Origin of the sequence: Paenibacillus sp. NPDC101420, from assembly GCF_050277435.1 — a bacterium.
In the GTDB taxonomy this organism is placed as follows: Bacteria; Bacillota; Bacilli; order Paenibacillales; family Paenibacillaceae; genus Paenibacillus_AQ.
In genome coordinates, this window is sequence record NZ_JBNNSE010000002.1 from 608,496 (window position 1) to 634,783 (window position 26,288).

At 41.4% G+C, this 26,288-nt stretch carries 22 protein-coding genes; 15 read left to right on the plus strand and 7 right to left on the minus strand.

The features are described 5' to 3' along the window. Positions 1-12 precede the first annotated feature (12 nt). Positions 13-1,050 carry a glycosyltransferase family protein gene (locus ACQKMP_RS11535; RefSeq protein ID WP_427469395.1) on the minus strand — a complete coding sequence of 346 codons (1,038 nt, stop codon included), beginning with the start codon at positions 1,048-1,050 and terminating at the stop codon, positions 13-15. A 206-nt stretch (positions 1,051-1,256) separates the two neighbouring features. On the opposite strand from ACQKMP_RS11535, the gene ACQKMP_RS11540 reads away from it, so the two are divergent. Further along, positions 1,257-1,667: a hypothetical protein gene (locus ACQKMP_RS11540; protein ID WP_231573315.1), complete on the plus strand. Its 411-nt coding sequence runs from the start codon at positions 1,257-1,259 to the stop codon at positions 1,665-1,667. A gap of 90 nt (positions 1,668-1,757) precedes the next feature. Here ACQKMP_RS11540 and ACQKMP_RS11545 read toward each other — a convergent pair whose 3' ends face one another. Continuing rightward, positions 1,758-3,113, minus strand: coding sequence for a PFL family protein (locus tag ACQKMP_RS11545; protein WP_256716384.1), 1,356 nt, complete (start codon positions 3,111-3,113; stop codon positions 1,758-1,760). Between the two features lie 13 nt (positions 3,114-3,126). Further along, positions 3,127-3,396: an ACT domain-containing protein gene (locus tag ACQKMP_RS11550; RefSeq protein WP_042189980.1), complete on the minus strand. Its 270-nt coding sequence runs from the start codon at positions 3,394-3,396 to the stop codon at positions 3,127-3,129. Between the two features lie 217 nt (positions 3,397-3,613). On the opposite strand from ACQKMP_RS11550, the gene ACQKMP_RS11555 reads away from it, so the two are divergent. The 6 genes from ACQKMP_RS11555 to map all read left to right on the plus strand — a co-directional run bounded on the left by ACQKMP_RS11555 (position 3,614) and on the right by map (position 13,793). Continuing rightward, positions 3,614-5,245, plus strand: coding sequence for a diguanylate cyclase (locus ACQKMP_RS11555; protein ID WP_042189978.1), 1,632 nt, complete (start codon positions 3,614-3,616; stop codon positions 5,243-5,245). 21 nt (positions 5,246-5,266) lie between these two features. Then, positions 5,267-5,641, plus strand: coding sequence for a response regulator transcription factor (locus tag ACQKMP_RS11560; RefSeq protein ID WP_042194236.1), 375 nt, complete (start codon positions 5,267-5,269; stop codon positions 5,639-5,641). After that, a complete protein-coding gene (locus ACQKMP_RS11565; RefSeq protein ID WP_156113155.1) occupies positions 5,628-8,885 on the plus strand; it encodes an ATP-binding protein in 3,258 nt (1,085 codons plus the stop codon). The genes ACQKMP_RS11560 and ACQKMP_RS11565 overlap by 14 nt, the downstream gene beginning before the upstream one ends. A gap of 267 nt (positions 8,886-9,152) precedes the next feature. Continuing rightward, positions 9,153-11,015 carry an assimilatory sulfite reductase (NADPH) flavoprotein subunit gene (locus ACQKMP_RS11570; protein WP_339248628.1) on the plus strand — a complete coding sequence of 621 codons (1,863 nt, stop codon included), beginning with the start codon at positions 9,153-9,155 and terminating at the stop codon, positions 11,013-11,015. Positions 11,016-11,060: 45 nt separating this feature from the next. Next, positions 11,061-12,785 carry an assimilatory sulfite reductase (NADPH) hemoprotein subunit gene (gene cysI / locus ACQKMP_RS11575; RefSeq protein WP_339242568.1) on the plus strand — a complete coding sequence of 575 codons (1,725 nt, stop codon included), beginning with the start codon at positions 11,061-11,063 and terminating at the stop codon, positions 12,783-12,785. A gap of 261 nt (positions 12,786-13,046) precedes the next feature. Continuing rightward, positions 13,047-13,793 carry a type I methionyl aminopeptidase gene (map, locus tag ACQKMP_RS11580; protein ID WP_042129378.1) on the plus strand — a complete coding sequence of 249 codons (747 nt, stop codon included), beginning with the start codon at positions 13,047-13,049 and terminating at the stop codon, positions 13,791-13,793. Positions 13,794-13,874: 81 nt separating this feature from the next. Here map and ACQKMP_RS11585 read toward each other — a convergent pair whose 3' ends face one another. Beyond that, positions 13,875-14,279 carry a CBS domain-containing protein gene (locus ACQKMP_RS11585; RefSeq protein ID WP_042189973.1) on the minus strand — a complete coding sequence of 135 codons (405 nt, stop codon included), beginning with the start codon at positions 14,277-14,279 and terminating at the stop codon, positions 13,875-13,877. A 181-nt stretch (positions 14,280-14,460) separates the two neighbouring features. Here ACQKMP_RS11585 and ACQKMP_RS11590 point away from each other — a divergent pair, with 181 nt between their 5' ends. From ACQKMP_RS11590 to ACQKMP_RS11610, 5 genes are all read left to right on the plus strand, one after another. Continuing rightward, positions 14,461-16,569, plus strand: coding sequence for a methyl-accepting chemotaxis protein (locus tag ACQKMP_RS11590; RefSeq protein WP_339266073.1), 2,109 nt, complete (start codon positions 14,461-14,463; stop codon positions 16,567-16,569). 284 nt (positions 16,570-16,853) lie between these two features. Next, entirely contained in the window at positions 16,854-17,054 is a 201-nt protein-coding gene (locus tag ACQKMP_RS11595) for a cold-shock protein (protein WP_036685790.1), read from the plus strand. A 121-nt stretch (positions 17,055-17,175) separates the two neighbouring features. After that, entirely contained in the window at positions 17,176-17,403 is a 228-nt protein-coding gene (locus tag ACQKMP_RS11600; RefSeq protein ID WP_042189969.1) for a helix-turn-helix domain-containing protein, read from the plus strand. A gap of 204 nt (positions 17,404-17,607) precedes the next feature. Next, positions 17,608-18,699 (plus strand): LCP family protein, encoded by a 1,092-nt coding sequence (locus ACQKMP_RS11605; RefSeq protein WP_427469396.1) that lies wholly within the window; start codon positions 17,608-17,610, stop codon positions 18,697-18,699. A gap of 44 nt (positions 18,700-18,743) precedes the next feature. Next, complete coding sequence (locus ACQKMP_RS11610; protein ID WP_042189967.1) at positions 18,744-19,229, plus strand: DinB family protein; 486 nt, start codon at positions 18,744-18,746, stop codon at positions 19,227-19,229. Positions 19,230-19,247: 18 nt separating this feature from the next. On the opposite strand, the gene ACQKMP_RS11615 is transcribed toward ACQKMP_RS11610, so the two are convergent. Further along, entirely contained in the window at positions 19,248-19,457 is a 210-nt protein-coding gene (locus ACQKMP_RS11615; RefSeq protein WP_042189964.1) for a hypothetical protein, read from the minus strand. Between the two features lie 123 nt (positions 19,458-19,580). Between ACQKMP_RS11615 and ACQKMP_RS11620 the strand changes: the two genes are divergently transcribed. Beyond that, positions 19,581-20,732 (plus strand): substrate-binding domain-containing protein, encoded by a 1,152-nt coding sequence (locus ACQKMP_RS11620; protein ID WP_427469397.1) that lies wholly within the window; start codon positions 19,581-19,583, stop codon positions 20,730-20,732. 228 nt (positions 20,733-20,960) lie between these two features. After that, positions 20,961-23,069, plus strand: a complete 2,109-nt coding sequence (locus ACQKMP_RS11625) for a DUF5054 domain-containing protein (protein ID WP_427469399.1) — start codon at positions 20,961-20,963, stop codon at positions 23,067-23,069. A gap of 75 nt (positions 23,070-23,144) precedes the next feature. On the opposite strand, the gene ACQKMP_RS11630 is transcribed toward ACQKMP_RS11625, so the two are convergent. Then, positions 23,145-24,452 carry an ATP-binding protein gene (locus ACQKMP_RS11630; protein ID WP_379424322.1) on the minus strand — a complete coding sequence of 436 codons (1,308 nt, stop codon included), beginning with the start codon at positions 24,450-24,452 and terminating at the stop codon, positions 23,145-23,147. Continuing rightward, positions 24,445-25,182 (minus strand): LytTR family DNA-binding domain-containing protein, encoded by a 738-nt coding sequence (locus ACQKMP_RS11635; RefSeq protein WP_339266062.1) that lies wholly within the window; start codon positions 25,180-25,182, stop codon positions 24,445-24,447. Before ACQKMP_RS11635 ends, ACQKMP_RS11630 begins: the two co-directional genes overlap by 8 nt. 193 nt (positions 25,183-25,375) lie before the next feature. Here ACQKMP_RS11635 and ACQKMP_RS11640 point away from each other — a divergent pair, with 193 nt between their 5' ends. Next, on the plus strand, positions 25,376-26,287 hold the full coding sequence (locus ACQKMP_RS11640) for an ABC transporter ATP-binding protein (RefSeq protein ID WP_076284638.1): 912 nt from the start codon (positions 25,376-25,378) through the stop codon (positions 26,285-26,287). Position 26,288: the final 1 nt, after the last annotated feature.

Consider the following 26,288-nt stretch of genomic DNA (forward strand, 5'->3'; position numbering starts at 1 on the left):
TCAAGTCACCCCCTATGGTTCCGTGAATATTTTTTTGAGAAGCAGCTTTCCCTGCTGAAGATAAGAATGATTGTACTTCACTTCCTTTAGAGCAAGAGAGGCCGAACTTCTCCTTGCATCACTATGAGCAATATAGTACTTGAAGCTCTCAGAGAGCTCTTTAAAGTTCTGGAAACGAATAAGGCCTTCTTCTGTGATGGGGTAACTTTGAAAATGGGGATGATCTTCCACGAACTGAAATACACCGCAAGCAGCGACCTCCATAATTTGCTGCACAGATCCTGTGCAATTGATGATGATCCTTGCTCCATTATAATAGTTAGATATTTCTGCTTTATCGTAGGTGATGTCTATGAAATTTTTAGTGGGCTCCCACCCGCTACCAATGGTCATTATCTTGAGACCATGAAGTAGTTCCGAATGAGCTAAGGTGTCAAGAACACTATTCATTTGAAAATGTCCGAGAATGAGTACGTCACTGTGGTAACGGTTCTCGACACGTCTTGGATAATAGAGTTCTGTATCTGGAGCATAAGGGAGGTAGCACGAATGTTTCTCACGTAAACCTTGATAATAGATTAGATTAGCTATGTTCTGTGTGAAAATATAATCGAATAACAGCGCTAGATTACGTTCTGTTCGGGTAAGGCAGGTCGCGTCTGCCATCCATACGGCCTTAGGAGCGTTATAAGCTTTGAGGGCAGGAATATTCTCCTCAGGGAACAGGGATTCTGATCCCAAGGCTAGTATCAGATCAGGCTGATACTGGGCTAAATATTCTTCTAGATTATGATGTAACTTAATGGCAAGCACTTCTTTGACCTGATGCCTTAGCTGATCTTTAAAAAGTCGTACATTAGGCATTTTATCACTTATCTCTGAGGGGACCAGAAGCAATACTCTTAATTGCTTTAGTTCCCGTGTTATGGTTTCCGCTCTGTAAGAGTTCTCGAGAATGAGATTATGGTGTTGCGATTGATGAACTTGGCTGATGGAGACTTCGTGAGTTGTGGTCCTTTGAGGAGTGAGCCTAGTAGCTGTCTTCTTCATAATTCCTCCTGTATTCATTGGAGCCAGTCGTTCGCTCTAGCACCTAGTCTTGCTAATCATTATATGTGTAGGGGGTTCATTTGACTTTAGGTATAAGACCATTAATCTGAATCTTGAAGGAAAAAGCGGATTTAGTAAAAGATGTATATCTATCTATGACCGGATTGTCTTGTCTAACATAAGATATACTATAAAACCTGAAAGGGATGATCGTCTTGCCAACCTTCGATAATATTCTTGTTACAGGAAGTCAGACCATTCAAAATGATCTGCATGTCAACGGGAATGAGACTATCGATTCAAACTTGCAATTAAATGGTAGTCAGACTATTATGGGAAGCCTTCAGGTGAACGGCAGTCAGTCCCTGCTCGGTCATTTGGGGGTTACCGGTGAGATTAGCGGTGCAGGCACCATCAAAACTGCGACCCGTTTGATCGCGGTGAATCAGGCATTGTCACCAGTTTCAGCACCTACGAGCCTTCAGCAAGTCAGATATTTCGCTGTGGGAGTTTCAAGTCAGACAGGACTCGTGCTGAAGGGCACGGATGGAAATGACTATGTATTATTTATCGATTTGACCGGGGGAACACCTAATATTGGGATCCAGAGAGCTTAAATCTGATAACATTAACATCTTCAAGCTCTGAACAATAAAAAACAGCAAGTCGCCTAGGTACAAATAGGGACTTGCTGTTTGAGGTTTCTATTAGTTCTTAAAGCTGTGAATTGGAGCAGGAATTCGTCCGCCTCGGTTGATAAAGTTGGCACAATTGAAGCCGTTAACAGCCATGACAGGCGCATATCCAAGTAGGCCGCCAAATTCTACGATTTCGCCTACATCCTTGCCAATGACAGGAATGACGCGAACAGCGGTTGTTTTGTTGTTGACCATTCCGATAGCAGCTTCATCGGCGATGATGCCAGAGATCGTCTCTTTGGTGGTACTTCCCGGAATAGCAATCATGTCCAGTCCCACAGAACATACACAGGTCATGGCTTCTAGCTTCTCAAGTGTAAGAGCACCACGTTGTACGGCTTGAATCATTCCGTGATCTTCACTAACTGGAATAAAGGCTCCACTGAGTCCACCAACATAGGAGGAGGCCATCACGCCACCTTTTTTAACATTGTCATTTAGAATCGCCAGAGCTGCTGTTGTTCCTGGTGCGCCAGCTTCTTCCAGACCCATGACTTGAAAGATCTCCGCAATGGAATCCCCAATTTCTGGTGTTGGAGCCAGAGATAAATCGATAATCCCAAAAGGCACGTTCATCCGTTTCGATGCTTCCTGCGCAACTAGTTGTCCCACACGCGTAACTTTAAACGCAGTTCGTTTGATCGTTTCACACAGGGTTTCGAAGTCCTGACCTTTTACTTCCTCTAATGCACGCTTGATTACACCTGGGCCACTGACGCCAACGTTGATGACACATTCCCGTTCACCGACCCCATGAAAGGCTCCAGCCATAAAAGGATTGTCCTCGACAGCATTACAGAAGACAACCAGCTTAGCACAGCCGATGGAATCCCGATCCTTGGTGCGTTCCGCAGTTTGAATAATGATATCACCCATTAATTTCACAGCATCCATATTGATTCCACTTCTGGAGGAGCCGACGTTGACGGACGAACAGACTCTTTCAGTGACTGCGAGTGCTTCTGGGATACTGTCGATTAGAATACGATCACCTTTGGTGCACCCTTTTTGCACAAGCGCAGAGAAGCCGCCAATAAAGTTAACGCCGACTTCTTTGGCAGCCTTGTCCAAAATTTCCGCTACAGGCACATACGTATCCGTCTTCACGGCGCCAGCAGCAATAGCAATAGGAGTCACAGAAATCCGTTTATTAACAATGGGTACACCGAATTGTCTTTCCAGATCTTCACCTGTTTTGACGAGCTTCTCGGCGGATCTAGTGATTTTGTCGTATACGTTTTGGTTAAAAGTTCTCATATCTGTATGTGCACAATCCATGAGGCTGATCCCCATCGTTATAGTACGTACATCCAGATTCATTTCACGGATCATCTTATTCGTTTCTTGTACTTCCACCAGTGATATCATGGTCATCCTCCTAAATGCGGTGCATAATATTAAAAATATCCTCATGCTGAAGCTTGATTTCCACGCCGATCGCTTCTCCGATCAAATGTAAATCTTCAACAATATCCTCAAATGCTTTAGTCGCGCCAGAAATGTCTACAATCATCATCATGTTAAAATAATCTTGTACAATCGTCTGAGAAATATCCAGAATGTTCAAATTGTGCTCGGCAAGATATGTACATACCTTGGCAATAATCCCTACTTTGTCTTTTCCTAATACAGTAATAATCCCCTTCATAAATACAGCCTCCCTTTGTATATGGTGATTACGCCGTGTAAACGGAATGAACCATTCCAATCATTATTACAAATGCTGAAGCAAGCTTCAACCAAAGGTTTTTTGTCCGTTTGATCATTTTTATATAAAGTCCTATGAATTTAAAGAAAATTCGATTGACAGTATATGAAAAATATGATGAAGTGAGAGATTGATACGATACTCTGAAGGAGTAAATATGACTACACAAAAATATAAAAATATGGTTGAAGAGCGGACCAAACAAACCCTCCAAGAATGGTCGGAACTGTCGGAAGTTAACGAGAAGGACATTTATCGTTTTTTGCATAATTTGAAAGGTACGGCAGGAACAGTGGGGTTACAAGAAGTTGAACAGTTTGCCGATGCAACGTTGCCCTATTTCATGGAAAGTAGCCTTAAGAGCTGGTCTATTGAAGAGTGGGGCGATTATTTGTATCCGCTTATTCCACTGTTTAACCAAGATTCATCGGTTTCTCTAGGTTCAGTTAAGCCGTTAGACAAAAAAGGAAATGATGTTGCACTCCCACATAATGATATTTTGCTTATTGATGATGATGTAGAATTAGTGGCTTATTTAAAAGAATCATTGGAGAAGCAGAACTATTATGTAAGCATAGCCTTATCCGCTGAACGGGGTCTCAAGATTTTTTATGAAACCAAACCGGATCTAATTCTTCTGGATATTCTTTTGCCTGATATCAGCGGAATTGAGGTCTTGAATCAAATTATCGGCAAAGCCAAAAAAGAACGTATTCCAATCATCATTATAAGTGGGGAGTACTCCAAAGCGACTCAACTGCATGCGTATAGGCTGGGCGTGATGGATTTTTTATCGAAGCCTGTAGATATTGATTTATTTCTGGCTTTGATTAAAAACCGCTTTGAGTTAAAGCGGGAGTGGCAGGAATCCATCATTGTGGATGAATTGACGGGTGCGTTTAATCGAAAACACTTTAATCAAGTGATGAAGCAGCTGATTTGCGATTTTAAGCGCACGGAACGGGTGTTTTCTTTAGCACTGATTGATCTGGACTATTTCAAAAAGATTAATGATACATATGGTCATCTAATCGGAGATGAGGTATTACAGTCCTTGTCTGAGCTTGTAAAGGGTTCGATTCGTATGGAAGATACCTTTTGCCGCTTCGGTGGAGAAGAGTTTGCTGTGTTCCTACCAAATACGGATGCGAGTTCTGCATTGACAGTAATAAACCGTATTCAGGAGCAATTTGCTGCCACTGACTTTTTTGCGAAGAATGAAGTCTTTCATGTGACCTTCTCGAGTGGGATATCAGAGGTAACAGAAGCTGAGAATATTGCCGATAAAATTGTAGAAGAAGCAGACCAAGCTCTCTATGCCAGCAAAGATGCCGGAAGGAATCAGACTACACTCTACACGGACCATTTATCGTCGACTAAAAAGCATTCGGTTCTAAATGTAATTGTTGTGGATGATGATGCGTTGATTCGAAAAATAGTGACTCATCAGATTGATACTTGGGAGCCGGAGGATATTGCTGAGGTGAATATCAGCAGTTATGCGAACGGGCTGGATTTCTTGCAATCGGATTGGTATTCCATAGATGAGAAATATATCATTCTACTAGATGGAGTGATGCCGGATCTTGATGGCGTTGAAGTCCTGGAAAGAATTCGCAAGACGTATCCGGAAGTGAATATATTAGTGATCATGCTGACAGGGAGAAATAATCAGGCGGATATTGTACATGCCCTGCAGATGGGTGCCGATGATTATGTAGTAAAACCTGTCCATATGCCTGAGCTGTTGTCCCGAATGGAACGGTTGGCTCATAGATTCTTGTTCTAACATGAAGGGAATTGTGTGAATATGCAAAAAATAATGGTAGTGGATGATGAAGAAGTATTACGGATGTTAATCGAGGATACATTGGAAGATTTGGAGAATGTTGAGATTCACACAGCGGAGAATGGGTTGGAAGCTCTAACTAAGCTGTCTACGGATCCTTATGATTTGGTGATTCTGGATTATATGATGCCGGAAATGACAGGGATTGAAGTGCTTCAGCAGCTGGATGAGGAGAAGAAGAAAAGTACAGCTATATTAATGTTAACGGCCAAAGCTCAAGATGTAGATCGAATTCGAGCAGTTGAAGCAGGTGCGCGTTACTTCATGCCGAAACCATTTAGTCCGATGGAACTCTTGCAGATTGTGGAGGGGATCCTGAGTGGTGAAGAAAAGTAACGCTAATCACAGCATCAAAAATAAATATTTCCGCATCATTGTATTAGTGTTTTCTTTAATCTTTCTTATGGGAACTGTTTTTTTTATTTTCATAAACTATGAGCAAGATGAATTAAGTAGAGAACGTGAAAGTTTGCAGTATAAAGCAGACACGATCAGCGAGATGGCGAGCACGTTAAATGAGGTGTTTTTCCGAGCTAGGGGATTCACTTTGCTTAAGGACGAGAATGAATTAAAGCTCTTAAATGCAGCCTTAGTAAAATTTGATCAAATACTGGATACGTATTCTAATCTTAATTTATCCGCCGAAGAAGCCTTGTTTAGAGATGGTTTAAAATCATTTTATGTCCAGTATAAAAATAAAACCTTACCGGAAGCAATTCGGCTTGTCGAGGCTGATGATTATGCTGCTTTAAGAGTACTATCCGGAGATGGTATTACTAAATCAGTGAATGATTTTCTAACGTATACGAAAGAGTACAGACAGCGATCCGATGCAGCATTAAATACCATGGCTATGGATTATATTAAACGAGCTAACGAATTCACCTTTATCGCCTTCTTTTTTAGCACGATTATTCTACTGTTCTTTACCTTTATGATCTGGCGGATTCTTAAGAATTTGATTAATCCTATTTTGAAGCTGGAAGGGGCCACTCATTCCTTGGCTGCCGGTGAGGAAATTCTTCTCGGCAAGCTTAAGCATCAAGATGAGATTGGTCGGCTTTATAATGCATTTCTAAATATGGCCAGAAGTATTCAGGACAAAGAAGAAGAATTGATGATGCAGAATGAAGAGCTGCACGCGCAGCAAGATGAACTTCAGGATCAGCAGTATAGACTGCAACGTTCGCTTAGTGAAATAGAGAGTATGATGAAGGCACTCGATCAATCCTCAGCGGTGGGGATCCTTACAGATAAAGGAGTATTTACCTACGCGAATGATAATTTAAGTAAATATACCGGCTATAAAAATTCTGAAATTATCGGTTTTACCTATAAGTTATTTGAACTCTATAATATTTCTAGAGAACAAATGCAGAAGATCTTCAACAAATTATATACGGGCGGGGTATGGAGCAATGAACTCCAGATTCTGACTAAAGACGGATCGCCAATCTGGATGCATCTGACTGTCGTGCCGTATCTGAACAATGAGGGTGTGATTTATCAGTACATTTTTATCGCGTATGATGTCACCTCTATGAAGAGTGTACAGCTGGAGCTAGCGGAAACGCTGAAGAATACGGAACAGACAAAAAAAATGCTTGAGCTTAATAATCAGTTGAATCATGACATTACTTACACCTTAGATAAACATGAATTTGCAGATAAGTTTATTCAGTTCATGCATCACCTGTATTCATTTGATTCGAGTTTCTTCCTTCTTGTAAAAGATAAGATCGCGGCTGTTAAAGGGATTCCTCAGGAAAATGTAGAGCGTTATCTCGATAATGAGAACAATGAAATGTTATATCGTTTGAAGACGGAAAAAACCTATCTGATTAAGCGTCTAGCTACGCAATCGGAACAGGGGATTTCTGCGGATGAGGTCTACTGTTATGATTTCTATACCACTGTTGTAAATGCAGAAGATGAGATTCTAGCTGTATTTTGCGGGACCCGGATTGGACATTCTTTCAGTAAAGAAGAGATTAATGAGGTTCAAGGAATGATGAATCGCGTAGCTCTGGCGATTGAACGTTTGTTCATGTACGAAGAGATTGAACATGGGCGAAAGCTGAACCGCGATATCGTGAATAACGTAAACGAAGGCATTCAGTTCGTGAGTACAGAAGGCGTGATGCTTCAGATGAATAAGGCGCTGTGCAACATCGTTAACTATGACTGGATCGAAGGTACACTGACTCCTAGAAAAGAATGGATGGATTATTTCATCGAACGCTCGAATGAGAACCATGAACTTCGGTCGTTTTTTGAACAGGCAATCTCTGAGGATGCTCTGGAGTCTAGCAGTATGCAATACTCCATTGGAACGGAATCCAAGAAGCATATTGATGTTTATGCGATTCCTGTTTTCCGTCGGGAGCTTAGAATTGGTACATTGTTTGTATATAGAGATATCACTAGGGAGTACGAGCTGGATCTTATGAAATCTGATCTTGTCAGTACGGTAAGTCATGAGCTGAGAACGCCATTGTCGAGTGTATTAGGATTCACGGAACTGCTATTGTCCAAAACCATGAAGCCTGAGAAGCAGCTGAAGTATTTGGAGACGATTCATAAGGAAGCGAAGCGGTTGACTGAGCTTATTAATGATTTTCTGGATCTGCAGAGAATGGAGTCAGGGAAGCAGCAGTATATCACGGAGCATGTAAATCTTAGTGAAATTGTCCTTGGGGTTATCGATCAATATAAACTTAGTAGCACACATCATGTGCTATTGGTGGATGAGGCTCTGAATGCGGAGGTAGATGTGGACAAGGATAAGATCGTCCAAGTTCTAACGAATTTGTTAAGTAATGCGATCAAGTTCTCACCCTCTAACAATGAAGTGAAGGTACTGCTGCATAATGAGCCGGATCATATTATTGTGCGTATCCAGGATAATGGTCTGGGCATTCCAAAGGATCAAATCGGACAGCTATTCCAAAAATTCAGACGAGTGGACAACAGTGCCTCCAAAAGAATTGGTGGAACAGGTCTCGGTCTTGCCATCTGTAAAGAAATTATTGAGAAACAAAAGGGAACCATCGGTATAGATTCGGTAGAGGGTGAAGGGACAACCGTTTGGTTTAGCCTTCCAATCCTTAATGCAGAAGCAAGCCGGCAGCAAGATGAGCTGAATAAATGGAATGCTGATAAAGAGCTCAAACCGAATGTAATGATTGTTGAAGATGATTATAGTCTTTCGTTGCTTTTATCAGAAGAGCTTAAAGGGAAGGGGTTCCGTGTTACCCATCACTATCATCCACAGCAAGCTTTTGATCAAGCCTTGAAAACACCATTTGTTGCGATCGTGGTTGATTTGATGCTTGGTGAAGAACTGGACGGCTGGGATTTGATCCGAATGCTAAAAGAGGATTCGAGAACAGAGAATATTCCGATTGTTATCTCTTCTGCTCTGGATCAATCAGATAAGAACCAATTGAATGATGTGATACAGAAGTATTTGACGAAGCCTTATCCGCCAGGTGAGTTATCAAATACGCTTGAAGAGATTGTGAAGATAAAGACAGGGGTAGGCGAGGTATTATTTCCCGAAAGTAAGAAGGATTTATAGTTTTTATTTATCACAATATTTTATAAATAGTATCATTTTTTATAATGAAACCGATCAAAACAGGGCAAATCATACTGTTTTGATCGGTTTTTACGTACTTTATTGATACTTTTTCAATAATTAACAATTTTTAGGTGAAAATGACTTCATTGATCGTTTACAAATATTGTGATAGCCTGATTTTATGAGGTTCTAAAAAAGGCTCAGATAAATTCAATTGAGGCACGGATCATAACCAGATTTCATGTTTAGGAGAGGTGGATATTGTTGCAACTACAGGTAACGAACAGTCCTTTTAACGAGAATCAAGTCGAGCTTCTCAATCGTCTTCTACCAACCTTAACGGAGACGCAGCAAATATGGCTCAGTGGATATTTGTCCGCGATTGGACGTACTACGGCGGCAGCGCCAGCAGGTGCTGAACTTCAAGTGCCATCGAATAAGATTGGAAATACAGAGGTTGGCGCTGCTGTAACGAGCCAACCAGCAGCCTCACGGGAAGTGACCATATTATTTGGTTCGCAAACGGGGAATTGCCAGCGACTTGCGGGGAGCTTGTCCCGCAAGCTGGAAGAGCAAGGATTTCAGGTCACACTCTCCGCGATGAACAATTTCAAACCTACAGCGCTTAAAAAGGTTGAAAATCTACTTCTATTGGTGAGTACTCATGGAGAAGGTGAACCACCTGATAATGCAAGGATTTTTCATGAATTTCTTTACAGTAAAAGAGCTCCTCAATTAGAGAACCTACGGTTTTCAGTTCTGGCTCTGGGAGACACCTCTTATGAATTTTTCTGTCAGACGGGTAAAGAGTTCGATCAGAGGTTAGAGGAGCTTGGTGGTAAGCGCCTAAGTCCACGTGTAGATTGTGATCTCGATTATGACGATTCCGTTGCCGAATGGTTTGAAGGTGTAATTGGTGCATTAAATGCAAATTTAAATGCTCCAGCCATTGCTGCAAAAGCGGTTCAAGCCGCGGAGGACGCAGAGTCACAAGAACCTCTATATACTCGTAATAATCCTTTTAAGGCAGAGGTACTGGAGAATCTGAATTTGAACGGACGCGGTTCGGACCGGGAGACTCGCCATTTGGAACTATCGCTTGAAGGCTCTAATATACAGTTTGAACCTGGGGATGCACTGGGAGTATACCCAGAGAATCATCCTGAACTGGTGGACGCTATTATTCATACTATGGGCTGGAATCCTAATGATAAGGTTCCGTTTAATAAGAAAGGTGATGAAGGAGCCTTACGTGAGGCACTTCTGCATCATTATGAAATCACTGTATTGACCAAACCTTTGCTGGAGCAAGCGGCAAAGCTGTCTGCTTCAAACAAGCTGAGTGAGTTATTAGCTCCAGACCGTGCTCCGGAGCTTAAAGCGTATATTCAAGGACGCGATCTACTCGATTTGATCCAGGACTTCTCACCGTGGGAAGGTCCAGCCAGCAGTTTTGTGACGATTTTGCGGAAGCTTCCTGCACGGCTATATTCTATCGCCAGCAGTTATAAAGCTAACCCGGATGAGGTTCATCTAACCGTCAGAGCTGTACGTTATGAGGCTCACGGTAGGGAACGTTACGGTGTCTGCTCAGTGCATTGCGCAGAAAGAGTAGAGCCGGGAGATACTTTGCCTATTTACATTCAGCATAATCCTAACTTTAAGCTGCCGACTAATCCGGATGCGCCGATCATCATGATCGGACCAGGCACAGGTGTTGCACCATTCCGCTCTTTCCTCGAGGAACGTGGAGAACTGGGAGCGGAAGGGAAATCTTGGCTGTTCTATGGGGATCGGCATTTTGTAACAGATTTCCTGTATCAGACTGATTGGCAGAGAATGCTAAAGGATGGCGTTCTAAGCAAGCTGGATGTCGCCTTCTCACGTGATACCGAAGAGAAAGTATATGTACAACATCGCATTTTACAAAAGAGTCGTGAGGTTTATGAATGGCTGCAAGAAGGTGCTCATATCTACGTTTGTGGTGACGAGAAGTACATGGCGCATGATGTTCATTCTGCACTGCTTACGGTGATTCAGAGTGAGGGCGGACTGAGCCCTGAAGCGGCAGCGGCTTATCTGGAAGATATGCAACAGACGCAGCGTTACCAGCGTGATGTCTATTAATGGATAGATGGAGTTATCGAATGACTTCGGGGGGAGATAACAACAATGGCAAACAATGAGAAGGTTAAGCCGATCGGCGGGCCTCCAAGTGATGTTGAGCATATTAAATCGGAGAGTAACTATCTGCGGGGTGCATTAGTTGAGACACTAAGCAATCCGATTACGGGTGGTCTGCCTGAAGATGATAATCGGCTGCTTAAATTTCACGGAAGCTATATGCAGGATGACAGAGATTTGCGCAATGAACGGGAACGTCAGAAGCTGGAGCCAGCATTCCAGTTTATGCTTCGCGTAGTTGCCCCAGGTGGTGTAGCTACACCGGAACAATGGCTGGTGATGGATGATCTGGCACAGAAGTATGGTAACGGAACCTTACGTCTGACTACAAGACAGGCATTTCAAATGCATGGCGTTCTCAAATGGAACTTAAAAAAGACCATTCGAAGCATCAATGATACGCTAATGACAACCCTTGCAGCTTGTGGGGATGTCAACCGTAACGTAATGAGCAATCCGAATCCTTATCAATCTGAGGTGCATGCAGAAGTCTATGAATGGGCGCGCAAAGTTAGTGATCATCTATCCCCACGTACTCCCGCTTACCATGAAATTTGGCTAGACGGTGAAAAGGTAGTGGATAGTTTAGGAGATCGGGCAGAAGTTGAACCGATCTATGGTCCGGTATATTTACCGCGTAAATTCAAGATTGGTCTTGCGGTGCCTCCTTCAAATGACGTAGATGTGTTCTCGCAGGATCTAGGCTTCATCGCTATTCTTGAGAATGATAAGCTGGTAGGGTTCAACGTTTCTGTAGGCGGCGGTATGGGAATGACGCATGGCGATACCAGCACGTATCCTCAGCTTGGCCGTATCATTGGTTTTTGCCGTCCTGATCAATTGATTGATGTAGCGGAGAAGACAGTAACGATTCAGCGGGACTATGGAAATCGTTCTGTCCGCAAAAATGCACGGTTCAAGTATACGATTGACCGCCACGGTCTGGAATGGTTTGTCGATGAGCTGCATGAAAGACTCGGATGGCAGCTTGAGGCGGCACGTGAGTACCATTTCGACCATAATGGAGATCGCTATGGCTGGGTGAAGGGTACCAATGGAAAATGGAATTTGACGCTTTATATCCAAAGCGGACGGATTCATGACCAAGAAGGGTACACATTGATGACTGGACTGCGGGAAATTGCCAAGATTCATACCGGGGATTTCCGGCTTACGCCGAATCAGAATTTAACGATTGCTAACGTAACCACTGCCAAAAAGCGAAAAGTGGCTGAGCTGGCTAAACAGCATGGACTTACGGACGGAGCTCATCTGTCTGCGCTACGACGCAGTTCGATGTCTTGTGTGGCGCTACCAACCTGCGGACTTGCAATGGCTGAAGCAGAACGTTATTTGCCTTCGTTGATTGATAAGCTAGAGCTTGTCCTTGATGAAGCTGGTCTACGCGATGAGGAAATCGTGATCCGGATGACAGGCTGTCCTAATGGGTGTGCAAGACCGGCACTAGGCGAAATCTCGTTTATTGGTAAAGGTCCAGGCAGATATAATATGTACTTGGGAGCAGGTTTTACGGGAGATCGCTTGAACAAAATGTATAAAGAAAACATAGATGAAAAAGAAATTCTGGAGACGCTGGAGCCAATTCTTCATCGTTATTCAAAAGAACGTCTGCATAGCGAGCATTTTGGAGATTTCGTGATCCGTGCAGGTTATGTCAAAGCGGTTTCGTCAGGTCTTAATTTTCATGACTAATCTAATTTAGACTGAAATGGGTGTCCCAGAGCCTGCATTATGGCTGCTGGGACACCTCTTTGTTGGTTGGCCTAACCCTAACCCTAACCACATTTTTATAAGAATAAGGGGAGTTTTTTAGTTTCAGACAGGAATAAATATTTTTTTTGCTTAATGATTTGGATTTCTCGTGTTTTTCTTTCATAATATAAAGGGGAAACTAAATACAAAAGAAGAGCCATTGCCCGAGAGTGATGTGTTCTGTACAGAAGAGGCGATATTATGATTATCATGAAAACGATGGAAGAAATCGAAAAAATGCGTGCGGCGGGAAAAATTCTCGCTGAATGTCATCGTCAAATTGCGCAAATTCTACAGCCGGGAATTACTACCTGGGAGATTGATGAATTTGCAGAAAAATTTATACTGTCTCAAGGAGCAACTCCTGAGCAAAAGGGATATAACGGATATCCGTACGCAACTTGTGCCTCTGTAAATGATGTAATCTGCCACGGATTTCCGAAAAAGGAACCACTTAAAGATGGAGATATAGTAACCATAGACATGGTAGTTAACTTAGATGGCTGGTTGGCAGATTCCGCTTGGTCATATGGGATTGGCAACATTAGTGAGCAGGCGACTAAATTGCTAGACACCACAAAGGAATCTTTATTCCGTGGTATCGAGCAGGCAGTTGCAGGCAACCGTATCGGGGATGTCGCTCATGCTATTCAAGTTTACGCAGAGTCTAATGGTTTTTCAGTTGTGCGTGATTTTATTGGCCATGGGATTGGTTCAGAAATGCATGAAGCACCAGAAGTACCTCACTATGGTCCGGCTGGCAGAGGACCTCGTCTTAAAGAGGGGATGGTATTTACCATTGAACCGATGCTGAACACAGGCAGCTACAGAACAAAAATTGATGCGGATGGTTGGACTGCACGTACCATTGACGGCGGTCTGTCAGCACAGTATGAACATACATTAGCTATCACCCCTCAAGGAACTATTATTCTGACTGAACTATAATTTAGGGTAGAAAATAGACCTGATTAGCTTCATCTTCTCATGATGTTGCTGATCAGGTCTATTTGTTGTTCAATTAATCAGTTAATCAGTAATGTTGCGAGTATAATATTCAATGATATCTTTTCGACGAATAATTCCGACAAACACGCCTTCTTTATCAATCACAGGAACAAAATTCTGATCTGCGGCGAGCGTCAGCATATCCTCCATTTCGGCATTTATGAGAACGCTCTCGTTATGAACATGCTTCTGGATATCGCTTACTGGAACTTCTCCTATATTGTCAAAAGTTAGACCTGCTGTGTTTTTCAGCTTCCACAATAGATCCCCTTCCGAAAGTGTTCCTACATATTTTCCTTCATTATCAATAATAGGGATAGCCGTATAATGGTGCTGCTCTAATTGTTCTAAGGCTTCCAGCATGGATAGTGAGTTAGTGATATAGGCAACTTGATCTTTAGGCAACAAAAAAGAGGATATTTCCATCGGCATGAACTCCTTTGTATTGAGATTTTTTTAGTTAGGCTACTTTTATTTAAACATACTTTTTGAAGGGATAGGTGTTTTAAATTTTATTATTTAATTATAGGTGAAAAGACCTATTTAATGATAGTCGTATTTTGTCGATTAAAGATAAGGTATATTATCCTAGAGTGGAGTTGTTCAGATGGCGTTATATCGTAGGCTTTCTTTAACGGTTAAATTTGTTCTGGTAGTAAGTTTAGTTATCATTGTTATCTTTTTCTTTAGTCTAATCGCGAATCTGCTTAATCTGCGAAGTGTGAGCATATCGAACGGTGAACTAGAGGCGGAAGTTGCTGGGCGAAGTTATGCGGAAACTATTCAGAATAGTATGGTAGACATAGAGTCGGCAGCAAAGGTATTCACAGAAGTACTGGTTGAATCAAGAGAACATCAAACTTTGAGTCGTGAAGAAGTTATTTCTACAATGAAATCGATGCTTGAGAATAGACCCGAGCTTTTTGCAATTAGTACAGTGTGGGAACCCAATGCCTTCGATCAAAATGATCAGGCTAATATCAATAAGACGCCATATGATGATGGTACGGGGCGTTTTATTCCTTATGTTCTTAGGAATCAAGGTTCAATAACGGTTGAACCCTTAAAGAATTACGATGTAGAAGGTGCGGGTGATTATTACCTTATACCTAAAAAAGAGAAAAAACCGATCTACATTGAACCCTATTCCTATGAGACGACTGGTGGGGCTATAGAGATGATTTCGGTTATGCTGCCCATTTTGGACAAATCGGGCACTTTTCTTGGGACGGTAGGATTTGATGTTTCGTTATCAAAGCTCCAGGAGGATGCTGAGAAATATAAACCTATGGGTGGATACGTTTCTCTAGTCACGGGTAATGGTAAATATGCAGCTAATCCTAATGATCCAGAAAGTGTACTTAAAGATTTCGGTGATACGGAAGAGAAAGCTGCACTGTGGAGACAAGTGAAGAATGGGAAGTCGGTTCAGGGGTACACCAATAATTCGAAAGGAGAAAATGTACTTCGTATTTTTGTTCCGATTCCACTGCCAGAAAGCGATCAGGTATGGTATACGCAGACTGCGATTCCTAAAGCTACAATCATGGCTGATTACGAACAAACGAAAACAGAATCATTTATTATCATGATTGTTGGGATGCTGATTCTAGGAATAGTTATAGTCTTACAATTATGGTTAATGGTGATCAAACCGCTTCGAGTATTATCTGAGAAATTGCAGCTTATGGCTCAAGGGGACTTAACACAAACATTGCAGGTTCGAAATGATGATGAATTCGGTAAGATGTCTTCACATTTTAATCAGATGACATATAAGCTTCGAGAAATGTTTGGACTTGTGGCTGATTTATCGATGTCAGTGGGTGCTACTTCTGAAGAGTTGACAGCGAACGCGGAACAGACAGGGAAAGCTGCTGAACAGATTGCTGTGGCTATTGGACGAGTCGCCGAGGGAGCGCAACTGCAGAATGGTTATGCAGGAGAATCTTCTCTGGCCATGAGCGATCTTAGCATTGGAGTGCAACGTATCGCTGACTCTTCATCAGCGGTGTCTGCATCTGCAGACGAAGTAACCGATCAAACGAAGAGAGGCAGTGCACAGCTTCAAATGGCGGTGAACCAGATGACAGAGCTTAAGCAATCCGTGGACGAGACCAGTCTGGCGATTGAACGACTAGGTGAAAGATCTGTACAGATTAGTGGGATTATTGGTCTGATCTCAAATATTAGTAAGCAGACTAATCTATTGGCATTAAACGCAGCAATTGAAGCATCCAGAGTGGGTGAACAAGGTCGTGGATTTGCTGTAGTAGCTTCGGAAATACGGATGTTGGCGGATCAAACGAAACAAGCTGCCGAACAAGTTACTGAATTAGTCGAACATGTGGTCCAAGATACTAATCAAGCCTCACAGGCTATGGCCGTTGGTAATGAGCAAGTACGTATCGGTGTGCAGGGTGTATCTGACAGTGATCTTTTGTTTACATCGATTCTTGCTGAAATGACACAGGTTACAGATCAGATTCAGGAAGTATCTGCAGCTGCACAGCAGATGACTGCTGGTACAGAGCAAATTTCAGCTAGTGTAAAAGTATTAGCCGAACTTGCATCAGAAGCGTCCGCAGATTCACAAAGTGTAGCAGCAGCCTCAGAGGAGCAGCTTGCTTCTATGGAAGAGATCTCAGCTTCGACGGAATCCCTTAGCTCAATGGTGCAAGATTTGCTGGACAAATTGTCTTATTTTAAAATTTAAACTGATGTGATATCGTGATTACAGGTGGGAAACCCTGTCCTTTTATAAAGGATTAGGGTTTTTTCCATTTCTTACATAATCTAAAAGGTATCTACATGCCATCGGATGTGCTATAATCAATATATCGAAAGTAGTTACCTGCTAATTCACATAGCGTAGAGGGTTATTCTTAAGATGACAATAACCTTGTACCATATGTGAATTTTTATTTTTTTAGAGATTTTGTAAGAGATTTTTTTGGGATAAGAATAACATGTAAATTAAAAAAAGGTGGTAATTATATTATGCAAACAGGAACAGTGAAATGGTTTAACGCAGACAAAGGCTTTGGTTTTATCGAGGTTGAAGGCGGAGAAGACGTATTCGTACATTTCAGCGCAATCACTGGTGACGGATTCAAGTCTTTGGATGAAGGACAACGTGTAGAATTTAACGTAGTTCAAGGCAATCGTGGTCAACAAGCTGAGAATGTTGTAAAACTCTAAAGTTGTGAAAAGAATCCCCAAACTTATAGTTTGGGGATTTTTTTAAATATAAGAAATTATAAGTTTCACACAATACTTTATGTCTTATATTTCTCGCTTAGTAGAAAGGTGGCGGATGTAAGTGCAGGTGTTTGAAGACTGGAATTTAAAAGTGAAGAAAACCTTTAACGCTACAAGCAACAAAGAAGTATTGACTGTGTCTGAAGCCGGTAGCTTGCTTGGTCTGTCTAAAGATCAAATGAAAAGCTATGTAGACCAGCATAAGTTAACCAAAGTCCCAATTATGAGAAGTGTTGTCAGGTATCTTTTACTGAAAAGTGAAATCGATACGATCCTGAACAAAACCTAATGTAACCTCAATAAACTTTGCAGACCCATCCTTGATAGGATGTGGTCTTTTTTTTGCCTCAAAAATTTCTTATAAAAAGAAACTTATCGATCCAATGATCGTCTATAATAATGGGATATTTAGGTAATGGAGGGTAGGCACAAATAAAAAGTGATGTTCATTAATGGTGAGAAGTCGCATAAACAGAAAGGGTAATTCATTCAAATGAAAAATAAACAGAGCACTCATCCACCTGCTTCATTTGCATTAAGTAGAATCGAGAAAAAGAAAGTGAAAAAGAATAAAATCAGCAAGAAAATGAAGATTTGGTACTTTTCGATCGCTACCTTACTTCTTGTTGGGCTGGGATCCTTTATTTTCCGTAAAGAACTAATGATTTTTGGGTTTGATAATGTTGTAGCACCAACTATTGAACACACCCTTGAAGAGTCTTATGTGCCGTTGGAAGACACTGAAGAATCTGGATTACAAGCAACGACGGAAAATAAAGACCGTCCTTTCTCTATCCTTCTACTAGGCACCGATCAGCGTGGCAAAGAAAACGGACTTTCTGATTCCATTATTTATACAGTTATTCGACCTGTAGACCATAAAGCACTGCTCGTCTCCATTCCCCGTGATTCATATACTGAAATTATTGGAGCAGAAAATATCAAAGGAGCACGAAAAGAAACCAAGATTAATGCAGCGCATTCCTACGGTGGTCCTCAGATGAGTGTGGATACCGTTAAGAATCTACTGAACGCACCTATTGATTACTATGCTACTATTAATTTTAATGGGCTTGTGGGTGTTACAGATGCTCTTGGAGGAGTGGTGCTTCCAATCACCAAGGTGATAGAGAATAAGAGCCCCGATCATGAAAAACTAAGAATTGAGCCGAACAAACCGATCTATTCCGGTAAGGAAGCTTTAATGTATGTAAGATATCGGGAAGATTCTGATTTTAAGAGAACAGAGAGACAAAGGATTTTCCTAAAAGCAGCGCTTGATCGGATGAAAAGAATAGATAATATTCTTAATATACAGAACATTATTGAAATTGCTGGCAGTAACTTTAAAACCAATATGAAGTCAGATTTTATTTTGGATTTGGCTAAGAAGGTAATTCTTGAAGGTGGAACCCCTGAAATAACGAGTCATATGCTCCAAGGGGAAGGAAAACATACGGATCAATGGTATTATATACTCGATGAAAATGATGTAAAGCGTACCCATGATATGATTGAGATTTGGCTGAATCCAGAATCTACTGAGGCTGATCTAATAACTGCTTCTAAGGATGATGCTGCATAATATTTTTGCTATTCTATTTTATATTCACACGGAGGTTAGCTTCTATGGCAGTAAAATCAAAGGAGCAAATGATACTCGAATTTAAGTCTCTTATTCCATTCGTGAAATCATTAGAAGAGGTGCCAGATAAACATTGGGATAAGCCCATAGCTACTGGTAAATGGACCGTGAAGGATATTCTCTGTCACCTCATGCTCTGGGATAAATATTTCTATGAAGGTGCTATTAAGAAGATTATTTTGAAAGAACCACTAACAACGAAACATTTGGATTTTAACGAATTTAATGCTAACGCGATTGAGTATGCCAAATTGTTATCCAAGCAAACCTTGATTGAACAATTTGTGCTCTACAGATCTAGAATTTTAGATGCAGTCTCTGGATTATCGGATGAAGAATGTGATTTGGAATATAAGGATGGAGACCGCAAGAAGTTCAGTGTTCGCAAGTATATGAGAAGTTTTATACCACATGATAAGCATCATAAAAAACAGATTGAACAATTTCTAAAATACATACAGCAAGGTTGAAAGTTTGCCTTTTATGGTTTAAGCTTTAGCGCGATTCTGAACCAATTTCATGGATTGGCGAATGAGTATTGGGCCGAACATGCTGCCGGCTGAGGCGGCTATAAAGGAATGTAAGGGAAACCTAATGGCAAAGTAAATGACCGTTCCAGCTACAAAGTCAATAAGAATGAATTTCTTGATCTCGGATAGTGGGATTGTGACGAATACAAATGATTCTTTATTTTTCAAGTGGTTGACCTCCTATTTGATAACGCAGCATATAAATCCACTGTTCATTCTATTTTGAGAACAAGATGTCCCATTCGAAATATTTAGACTAACGGCATAGAAGAGTAAAGGGTGAAGACTCGAATGGATAATCAGGATCATCAAAAAGAGCGGAAACCGCTATTATATATACAGACAGCAAATCATATTATGGAAGAAATAAGGAAGAGAAGGCTTCAGTCACATGATCTTGTCCCATCTGAAGGGGAAATTGCGAAGTTGTACGGTGTCAGTCGCATGACGGCGAAGCTTGCTCTGCAGATCTTGGAGAAAAAAGGGATCGTTTATCGCCATGCCCGTCGTGGGACATTCATATCCGCTGATTACCAGCATACACATTCCGGTGAACAGATGCTGGAGAAGGTGATCGAGGAGAAGAAACCGATACGAAGGATTGCATTGGTGATTCCTAATATGGATGATTATATTGGTAGAATAATTACTTCCGTCGAAAAAGAAGCGCGTGAAGCGAATTGTCATTTACTCATTCGAATGACTGGGGACAAAGAAGACGAAAGCATATGCTTGCAAGAGCTGTACGATGATCAAGTGGAGGGTATTATTTTATATCCGCGTGGGAGTATGCAGTGCAGTGAGAAAGTATTGGAGCTTAGTCTATTAAACTACCCTCTAGTTATCATTGATCGTATCTTTCGAGAGGTGCAGATTGACTGTGTCTACCATGATCATTACCAAGGGGCTTATAAAACCACCCAGTATTTGATTGAGAAAGGCCATCAGGAAATCGGATATCTTTCAATGGCATTTGATGGTGTGACGAGCAGGGAAGACCGGTATAGAGGTTATCTTCAAGCTATGCTGGATCATGATCTGCCGGTAAACAGCCGTAAAATTTACTTGAGCTGCTCAGAAGATTATATGCATCAGTTGAATGCTCCGAATGTGCAGTTGGCGTCGTTTTTAGGTAATAATTCCGCTTTAACGGCAGTCGTATGTGCAGACGACTATATCGCTGCATCATGCTTGTATACGGCAATCTCCATGCAAATATTGGTTCCGGATCATTTGTCTATCATAGGGTTTACCGACATTCAATTGGCAAGCTTGCTGCCGGTTCCATTAACTACAGCAAGACAAGCTACAGAGAAACTCGGACAAGCAGCTGTCCAGCGAGTTGTTAAACGGATGGATAATTCACGTGAAGGGGCGCTAACGATTAAGATTGATACCACCATCGTCGAGCGAAGCTCCGTTAGACCCAACGTTATTAAATAATTCGCTTGTAAATTAACTTTTGAGGCTCTTTCCCCACATTTTTGTGGAGGGAAGAGTTTTTTTTATATCAGTGATATAAAATTGCGACATTGTATTTTTCATATTATTTAATGTTATTATTTCGGACTATTTGGTTGTATAGATCAGTGACATATAATAATCTGAAAATAGATCGTTGGAAATTCCAGTTTTCTATAAGCCATAATCTAACGGAAGCAGGTCGGGAAAATGAATAACACTAAGAAGGTCCATGTTGTATTTAAAACGCATTTGGATATTGGGTTCACGAATTTGGCTGCGCATGTATTAAGACAATACATGGAAGAGTATATTCCGAAAGCGATCGCTTTGGCCGATACATTAGAGGCTGAAGGAGGCCGCGCGCAATTTGTATGGACGACTGGATCCTGGCTAATTCGTTATTATTTGGATCGCGCACCTGCTTCGGAAAGAGAAGCGATGGAGAAGGCAATTCGTAAAGGACATATAGTGTGGCATGGGTTACCGTTCACTACACATACAGAGCTTATGGATAAGGAGCTTTTCCAATACGGGCTAACGATCAGCCAAGAGCTTGATCAACAATTTGGAAAACAAACGATAGCCGCCAAAATGACGGATGTGCCAGGTCATACCCTGTCCATGGTTCCGTATATGCAGAAAGCAGGCATTCAGTATATGCATCTCGGAGTTAACCCAGCATCTATGCGTCCTGATGTACCAAAGCTGTTTCGCTGGCAGGCAGAGGATGGCAGCGAATTAATTGTGAACTATGCCGGAAGCTACGGAGAGCCGGTTGAGATTGAAGGGATCGACGATATATTGCTATTTGCGCATACAGGTGACAATTGTGGGCCGCCAAGTGCTGAGGAAATCGAAGAGCAGTTCCGTGAAATCCAAGAACGATACCCTGACGCTGAGATTATAGCGTCTTCACTAGATGCATTTGCAAGAAGTCTTATGCAAGTTCGCGAGCAGCTTCCTGTGGTTAGTGAAGAAATCGGTGATACTTGGATTCATGGTGCAGGGACAGATCCATTAAAACTTGCCAAGCTTCGTGAGCTTCAACGTTTGAGAAGCAAATGGCTGTCCGAAGGAAGCTTAGACGAGCATAGTACTGCCTATAAAGGGATGAGCGATGCTATGTTGATGGTAGCAGAGCATACATGGGGTTTAGACGTAAAAAAATGGCTTCCTGACTTTCGAAACTATGCGAAAATAGATTTCAATGATGCTAGAATCAAGGACGAGATTGATATAGACGATATTCCTGCGAAATTCAATTATATTGGTGCATTCGCTATGGATGAATTCGATAAACATTCTATTGGTTTATTTGCCTCAGAACAGAGCGTCCGAAAGTATTCGATGATCGAACGTTCTTGGGCGGAGCAACGAGGCTATCTGGATCAGGCAGTCGCATGCCTGGATAAAGATAAACAAGCGGAGGCAAAGGAAGCGTTCGGTAGGCTAGAGCCTACGAGGAAAGATTGTTCCGCTGATGCTGAGCAGGTTAGTGTCCAAGAGGTGTACGCGGTTGAGGGTTATAAACTGACCTTTGGTGTGAATGGCTCACTTGTTCATTTATCGGACGCTAATGAGAAAGTATGGGTAGACGAAAGCCATCCCTTCGGCGTTTACGCCTATGAGACGTTTGGAACGGAGGACTATGCCAGATACTTCCGTACCTATATGCAAAATTTAAGCTTCACCCATCCATGGTCTGATGCCGACTTTAATAAGCCTGGCTTTGAATTCGTTCGACCATTACCTAGCCATCAGCTATATGAGCCCATCGTGACTGATATGATGCGAGTAAACGGCAAACGGTTCTTGCTACGTTTACGCATGCCGGTACAAGCCTATGAATTATATGGTGCGCCGAAGGAACTTGAATTAGTGTATGATTTTGAGCATGAAGGTACGGTTGACGTATCACTGCAATGGTTCGGAAAAGAAGCGAACCGCCTTCCAGAAGCAAGCTGGTTCGGTTGTGCATTGAATGTCGATAATCCAAATCTTTGGATGATGGATAAGATGGGCTTGCCAGTCTCACCTTTGCGTGTAGTGAAGGACGGGAATCGTAATCTTCATGCAATTGGACGTGGCGTTAGTTATCAGGGGGCAGATGGGAGCGCCTTTATCGAAACCATGGATGCTGCTTTGGCTGCACCGGGTCAAAAAAGACTGCTACAATTTGATAATTCTTTTGTTTCTCTAGATAAAGGATGGCATTTTAATTTGCACAACAATATCTGGGGTACCAATTTCCCTATGTGGTACGGTGAAGATGCAGTATTTCGTTTTCGTCTAAATTTACAATCGAACCGTAAGTAAAATAATAGATGTACTTGTGACTGAAATGCACCCCTTAGAATAAACATTGGAAAAACCTCTGGGTCCGATGTCTTTCTATGAGGTGCATTTTTGCTCAGTTTCTGCAACTGATAAGATCTCAATGTTAAAAAGACAAATTTCCACTTGGAAAATTTGGTTTTCATAGATGATATCCCATATTCCGCCGATTTCTTCTACCGCATTCTTTACGCTTTTTAGACCGATACCATGAAAATGCTTGTCTCGTTTTGTTGTGGCTAATTCCCCGAAATGATTCATACGTATTGAATGCTGATATGGATTCTGTATTCTGATAAATAAAGTACCCTTATGATAATGAAGCTGGAATTTAATATAGGGCTGAGTCACACCTGGATGCTTGCATGCTTCTATGGCATTATCAAGGGTGTTCCCTAGAATAATGCTAAATGCATAAGCATCAAGGTCAAGCTGAGGTGGAATCTTAATATCCGTTTGAAAGGAAATACCCAGCTTTTTGGCAAATTGCGACTTGTAATTAATGATAGAGTCGATTAGGATGGAGCCGGTATTACTTTCACCTGAAGAGAGTTCTATTACTCCAAGAAGCTTATCCACATCATTCAGTCCGGCTTCTTTTTCCCCAGCTTGTAATTGAGACCTCAGGCCGAGCAAGATATTCCTGAAATCATGTTGAAACGTAAAGACTTCTTGCTGCCTTTCTTTCGTGAGCAGATACTGGTTCATATAGTAGGTGTTCTGCTGTTCCAACAAGTAGTTTTTATTCTGTGCCGATTGTATGGTTAATACACGATCACACAAAAGAATGATCAGGAAGTTGATTAACAGCAATCCTCCGGACAAAGTCGGATACAACGCCGGATATTCCCGCAATGACAGCTCGCCCGATAATTTTGCAATACTGAGGATGCTGATAAACGGAAAGCAGAACAGCCCGATCCAATACCAACTGCTTAGACTGCCCTCGCCAAAAGCTTTGGTAAAACGAAGCGTGATCTGTACCAGTATAAACATCAGAATCTTCGACAAAAACAAGGTAAAGATGTATCCGCTTGTCGTATACACAGGTGCAGTAGCTGCATCTGAAAGAATAATCAGTGCGACTATAAATAAAGCAGCACCAATTCGCCATTGTATTTTTCCTTTATACAAAAAGGACAAGAGAACGATCCCCACTATATTAAGCCCTAGCATCCATAAGCCGGGGAATGGGCTGTAATGAAGGAGGAGTACGAAAATATAATAAGCAGTGTATACGGAATAAAGGATTACTTTGGATTCCCAAAGCCGTGGGAAACAATGATCATAGAAATAATGAATGATAAATGGGAGAGCTGCCAGTGTGAGGGCATAGAACAGCTCATCCAGTAGAATATTATTCAAGCAGACTCCCCCTGAATTGCAAATAACTCTTTTTCACTACGGTGCTTTGCTTATCGCTAATCGGAAGTTCTTCCCCACTCGTTAATACAATTTTTTTGCCCTGAATTTGTTTTATGTAATCGAAATTCACAAGATACGATTGATGAATCCGCACAAACTGCTTCGAAGGTAGCTTTCCTTCTTCTATAGATAAAGTACTGTAATATTCCGTTTGATCTTCCGTTGTTTGCAAAATGATTTTTCGGCGATCACTTGCCAAGTACATAATATTACGGATTGGAATAAGTAGTTTAGTTCCGCTTTGGTGTACAGGCAGTAATTTTGGTTGATTTTGCTGACGCTTGACCTTTATTTGCTGAATCATAGAGATTAGTTTTTTTTCAAAAGACTCGTTATGTATAGGCTTCTTTATAAAACCAGAAGGTTGAACGTCAAATAGTTGAACATGATACTCTTCGTGGCTCGATACGTAAATCAACCGAACCCTATCATTATCACAATCTCTCCGTAATATATGACCCGCTGTTATTCCGCTTATTCCCTTCATTTCTATATCCATAAAAATAAGATCAAATGGACAACCATGTTGAATGGCTTTCGTGAAACTTTCACCAGAATAGAATATGGATACCTCTATCTTTACGGTCTGCTGAATGGGATGGTTAAGGATCAATCTCTCAATACATTCTGTTGTCTTAAAATCATCATCACAAATAGCAATATGTATCATGTGAAATTCCCCTCCTGTGTATAAATAATAATACATTATATGGGAGTATAATCAACCTTTATCCTTTTAGGGATCACTTGGAAGTGGTGAAAGTTACATTTATTCCAGTGTTTTTTACTATTGCGATTAGTAATTCTAGTAAACATGCTAATTTAATATCAATTAGTAGTAGACGGTATGGAGGAGTTGAAAAATGAATACAACAATCTTTGAAGCTGAGGGATTAACTAAACAGTACGGCAGTGCAAATGCGCTTCATAATATAAATATGCAGATTAAACAGGGTGATATCTATGGCTTTGTAGGTGAGAATGGAGCAGGTAAAACCACACTCATGAAAATAATTAGTGGATTAGTTTACCCTACAAAAGGGACTATCCAATTGATGGGTAAAAGTAGTGAGAAGGACATCGCACGAGTCAGAAAAAAAATGGGGGTTTTAATAGAGCTACCTGCCCTCTACCCCCATATGAATGCTGAAGAGAATTTAAGCTTTTATTGTAAGATTCATGGTATTTCGGATTTCAAGAGAATTAAAGATGTGCTGAATTTAGTGGGACTAACGGATGTTGAAAACAAAAATACAACGGAATATTCTCTGGGCATGCGTCAACGCTTAGGGCTGGCAATTTCCCTTCTCAATGAACCGGAATTTTTAGTGTTGGATGAACCGATTAATGGACTTGATCCTACAGGAATTGTAGAGATGAGAAAATTATTGGCTAAGCTGGCACATGAAAAAGGGGTTACCATCTTGATTTCCAGCCATATCTTGAGTGAGCTCCAATTGTTAGCTACCAAATTCGGGTTTATTCATAAAGGGCAGTTCATTAAGGAAGTCTCTGTGGAAGAACTCTTGCAATCAGCCGAAGCACAAATTTGTATTAAGACCGTTGAAATAGCTGCAGCAATAAACGTGCTTAAGAACGATCTTAATATTCATTCGATCACATTGTCAGAAGCCGGAGAAATATTGGTTCCCAAGGATTTGACAGATCTTGAACAGTTAATGTCAACGTTAATTAGAAATGGAATTCCACTTGAAGGAATCAACCTGTCCACAGCAAATCTTGAGCATTATTATATGGATCTGATAGGAGAATGAG

Bases quoted from the DNA above. Each gene is read 5' to 3' on its own strand.
- ACQKMP_RS11535 (WP_427469395.1), bottom strand. From the start codon at position 1,050: ATGAAGAAGACAGCTACTAGGCTCACTCCTCAAAGGACCACAACTCAC.
- ACQKMP_RS11540 (WP_231573315.1), top strand. From the start codon at position 1,257: ATGATCGTCTTGCCAACCTTCGATAATATTCTTGTTACAGGAAGTCAG.
- ACQKMP_RS11550 (WP_042189980.1), bottom strand. From the start codon at position 3,396: ATGAAGGGGATTATTACTGTATTAGGAAAAGACAAAGTAGGGATTATT.
- ACQKMP_RS11555 (WP_042189978.1), top strand. From the start codon at position 3,614: ATGACTACACAAAAATATAAAAATATGGTTGAAGAGCGGACCAAACAA.
- ACQKMP_RS11560 (WP_042194236.1), top strand. From the start codon at position 5,267: ATGCAAAAAATAATGGTAGTGGATGATGAAGAAGTATTACGGATGTTA.
- cysI (WP_339242568.1), top strand. From the start codon at position 11,061: ATGGCAAACAATGAGAAGGTTAAGCCGATCGGCGGGCCTCCAAGTGAT.
- map (WP_042129378.1), top strand. From the start codon at position 13,047: ATGATTATCATGAAAACGATGGAAGAAATCGAAAAAATGCGTGCGGCG.
- ACQKMP_RS11585 (WP_042189973.1), bottom strand. From the start codon at position 14,279: ATGGAAATATCCTCTTTTTTGTTGCCTAAAGATCAAGTTGCCTATATC.
- ACQKMP_RS11590 (WP_339266073.1), top strand. From the start codon at position 14,461: ATGGCGTTATATCGTAGGCTTTCTTTAACGGTTAAATTTGTTCTGGTA.
- ACQKMP_RS11595 (WP_036685790.1), top strand. From the start codon at position 16,854: ATGCAAACAGGAACAGTGAAATGGTTTAACGCAGACAAAGGCTTTGGT.
- ACQKMP_RS11605 (WP_427469396.1), top strand. From the start codon at position 17,608: ATGAAAAATAAACAGAGCACTCATCCACCTGCTTCATTTGCATTAAGT.
- ACQKMP_RS11610 (WP_042189967.1), top strand. From the start codon at position 18,744: ATGGCAGTAAAATCAAAGGAGCAAATGATACTCGAATTTAAGTCTCTT.
- ACQKMP_RS11620 (WP_427469397.1), top strand. From the start codon at position 19,581: ATGGATAATCAGGATCATCAAAAAGAGCGGAAACCGCTATTATATATA.
- ACQKMP_RS11625 (WP_427469399.1), top strand. From the start codon at position 20,961: ATGAATAACACTAAGAAGGTCCATGTTGTATTTAAAACGCATTTGGAT.
- ACQKMP_RS11635 (WP_339266062.1), bottom strand. From the start codon at position 25,182: ATGATACATATTGCTATTTGTGATGATGATTTTAAGACAACAGAATGT.
- ACQKMP_RS11640 (WP_076284638.1), top strand. From the start codon at position 25,376: ATGAATACAACAATCTTTGAAGCTGAGGGATTAACTAAACAGTACGGC.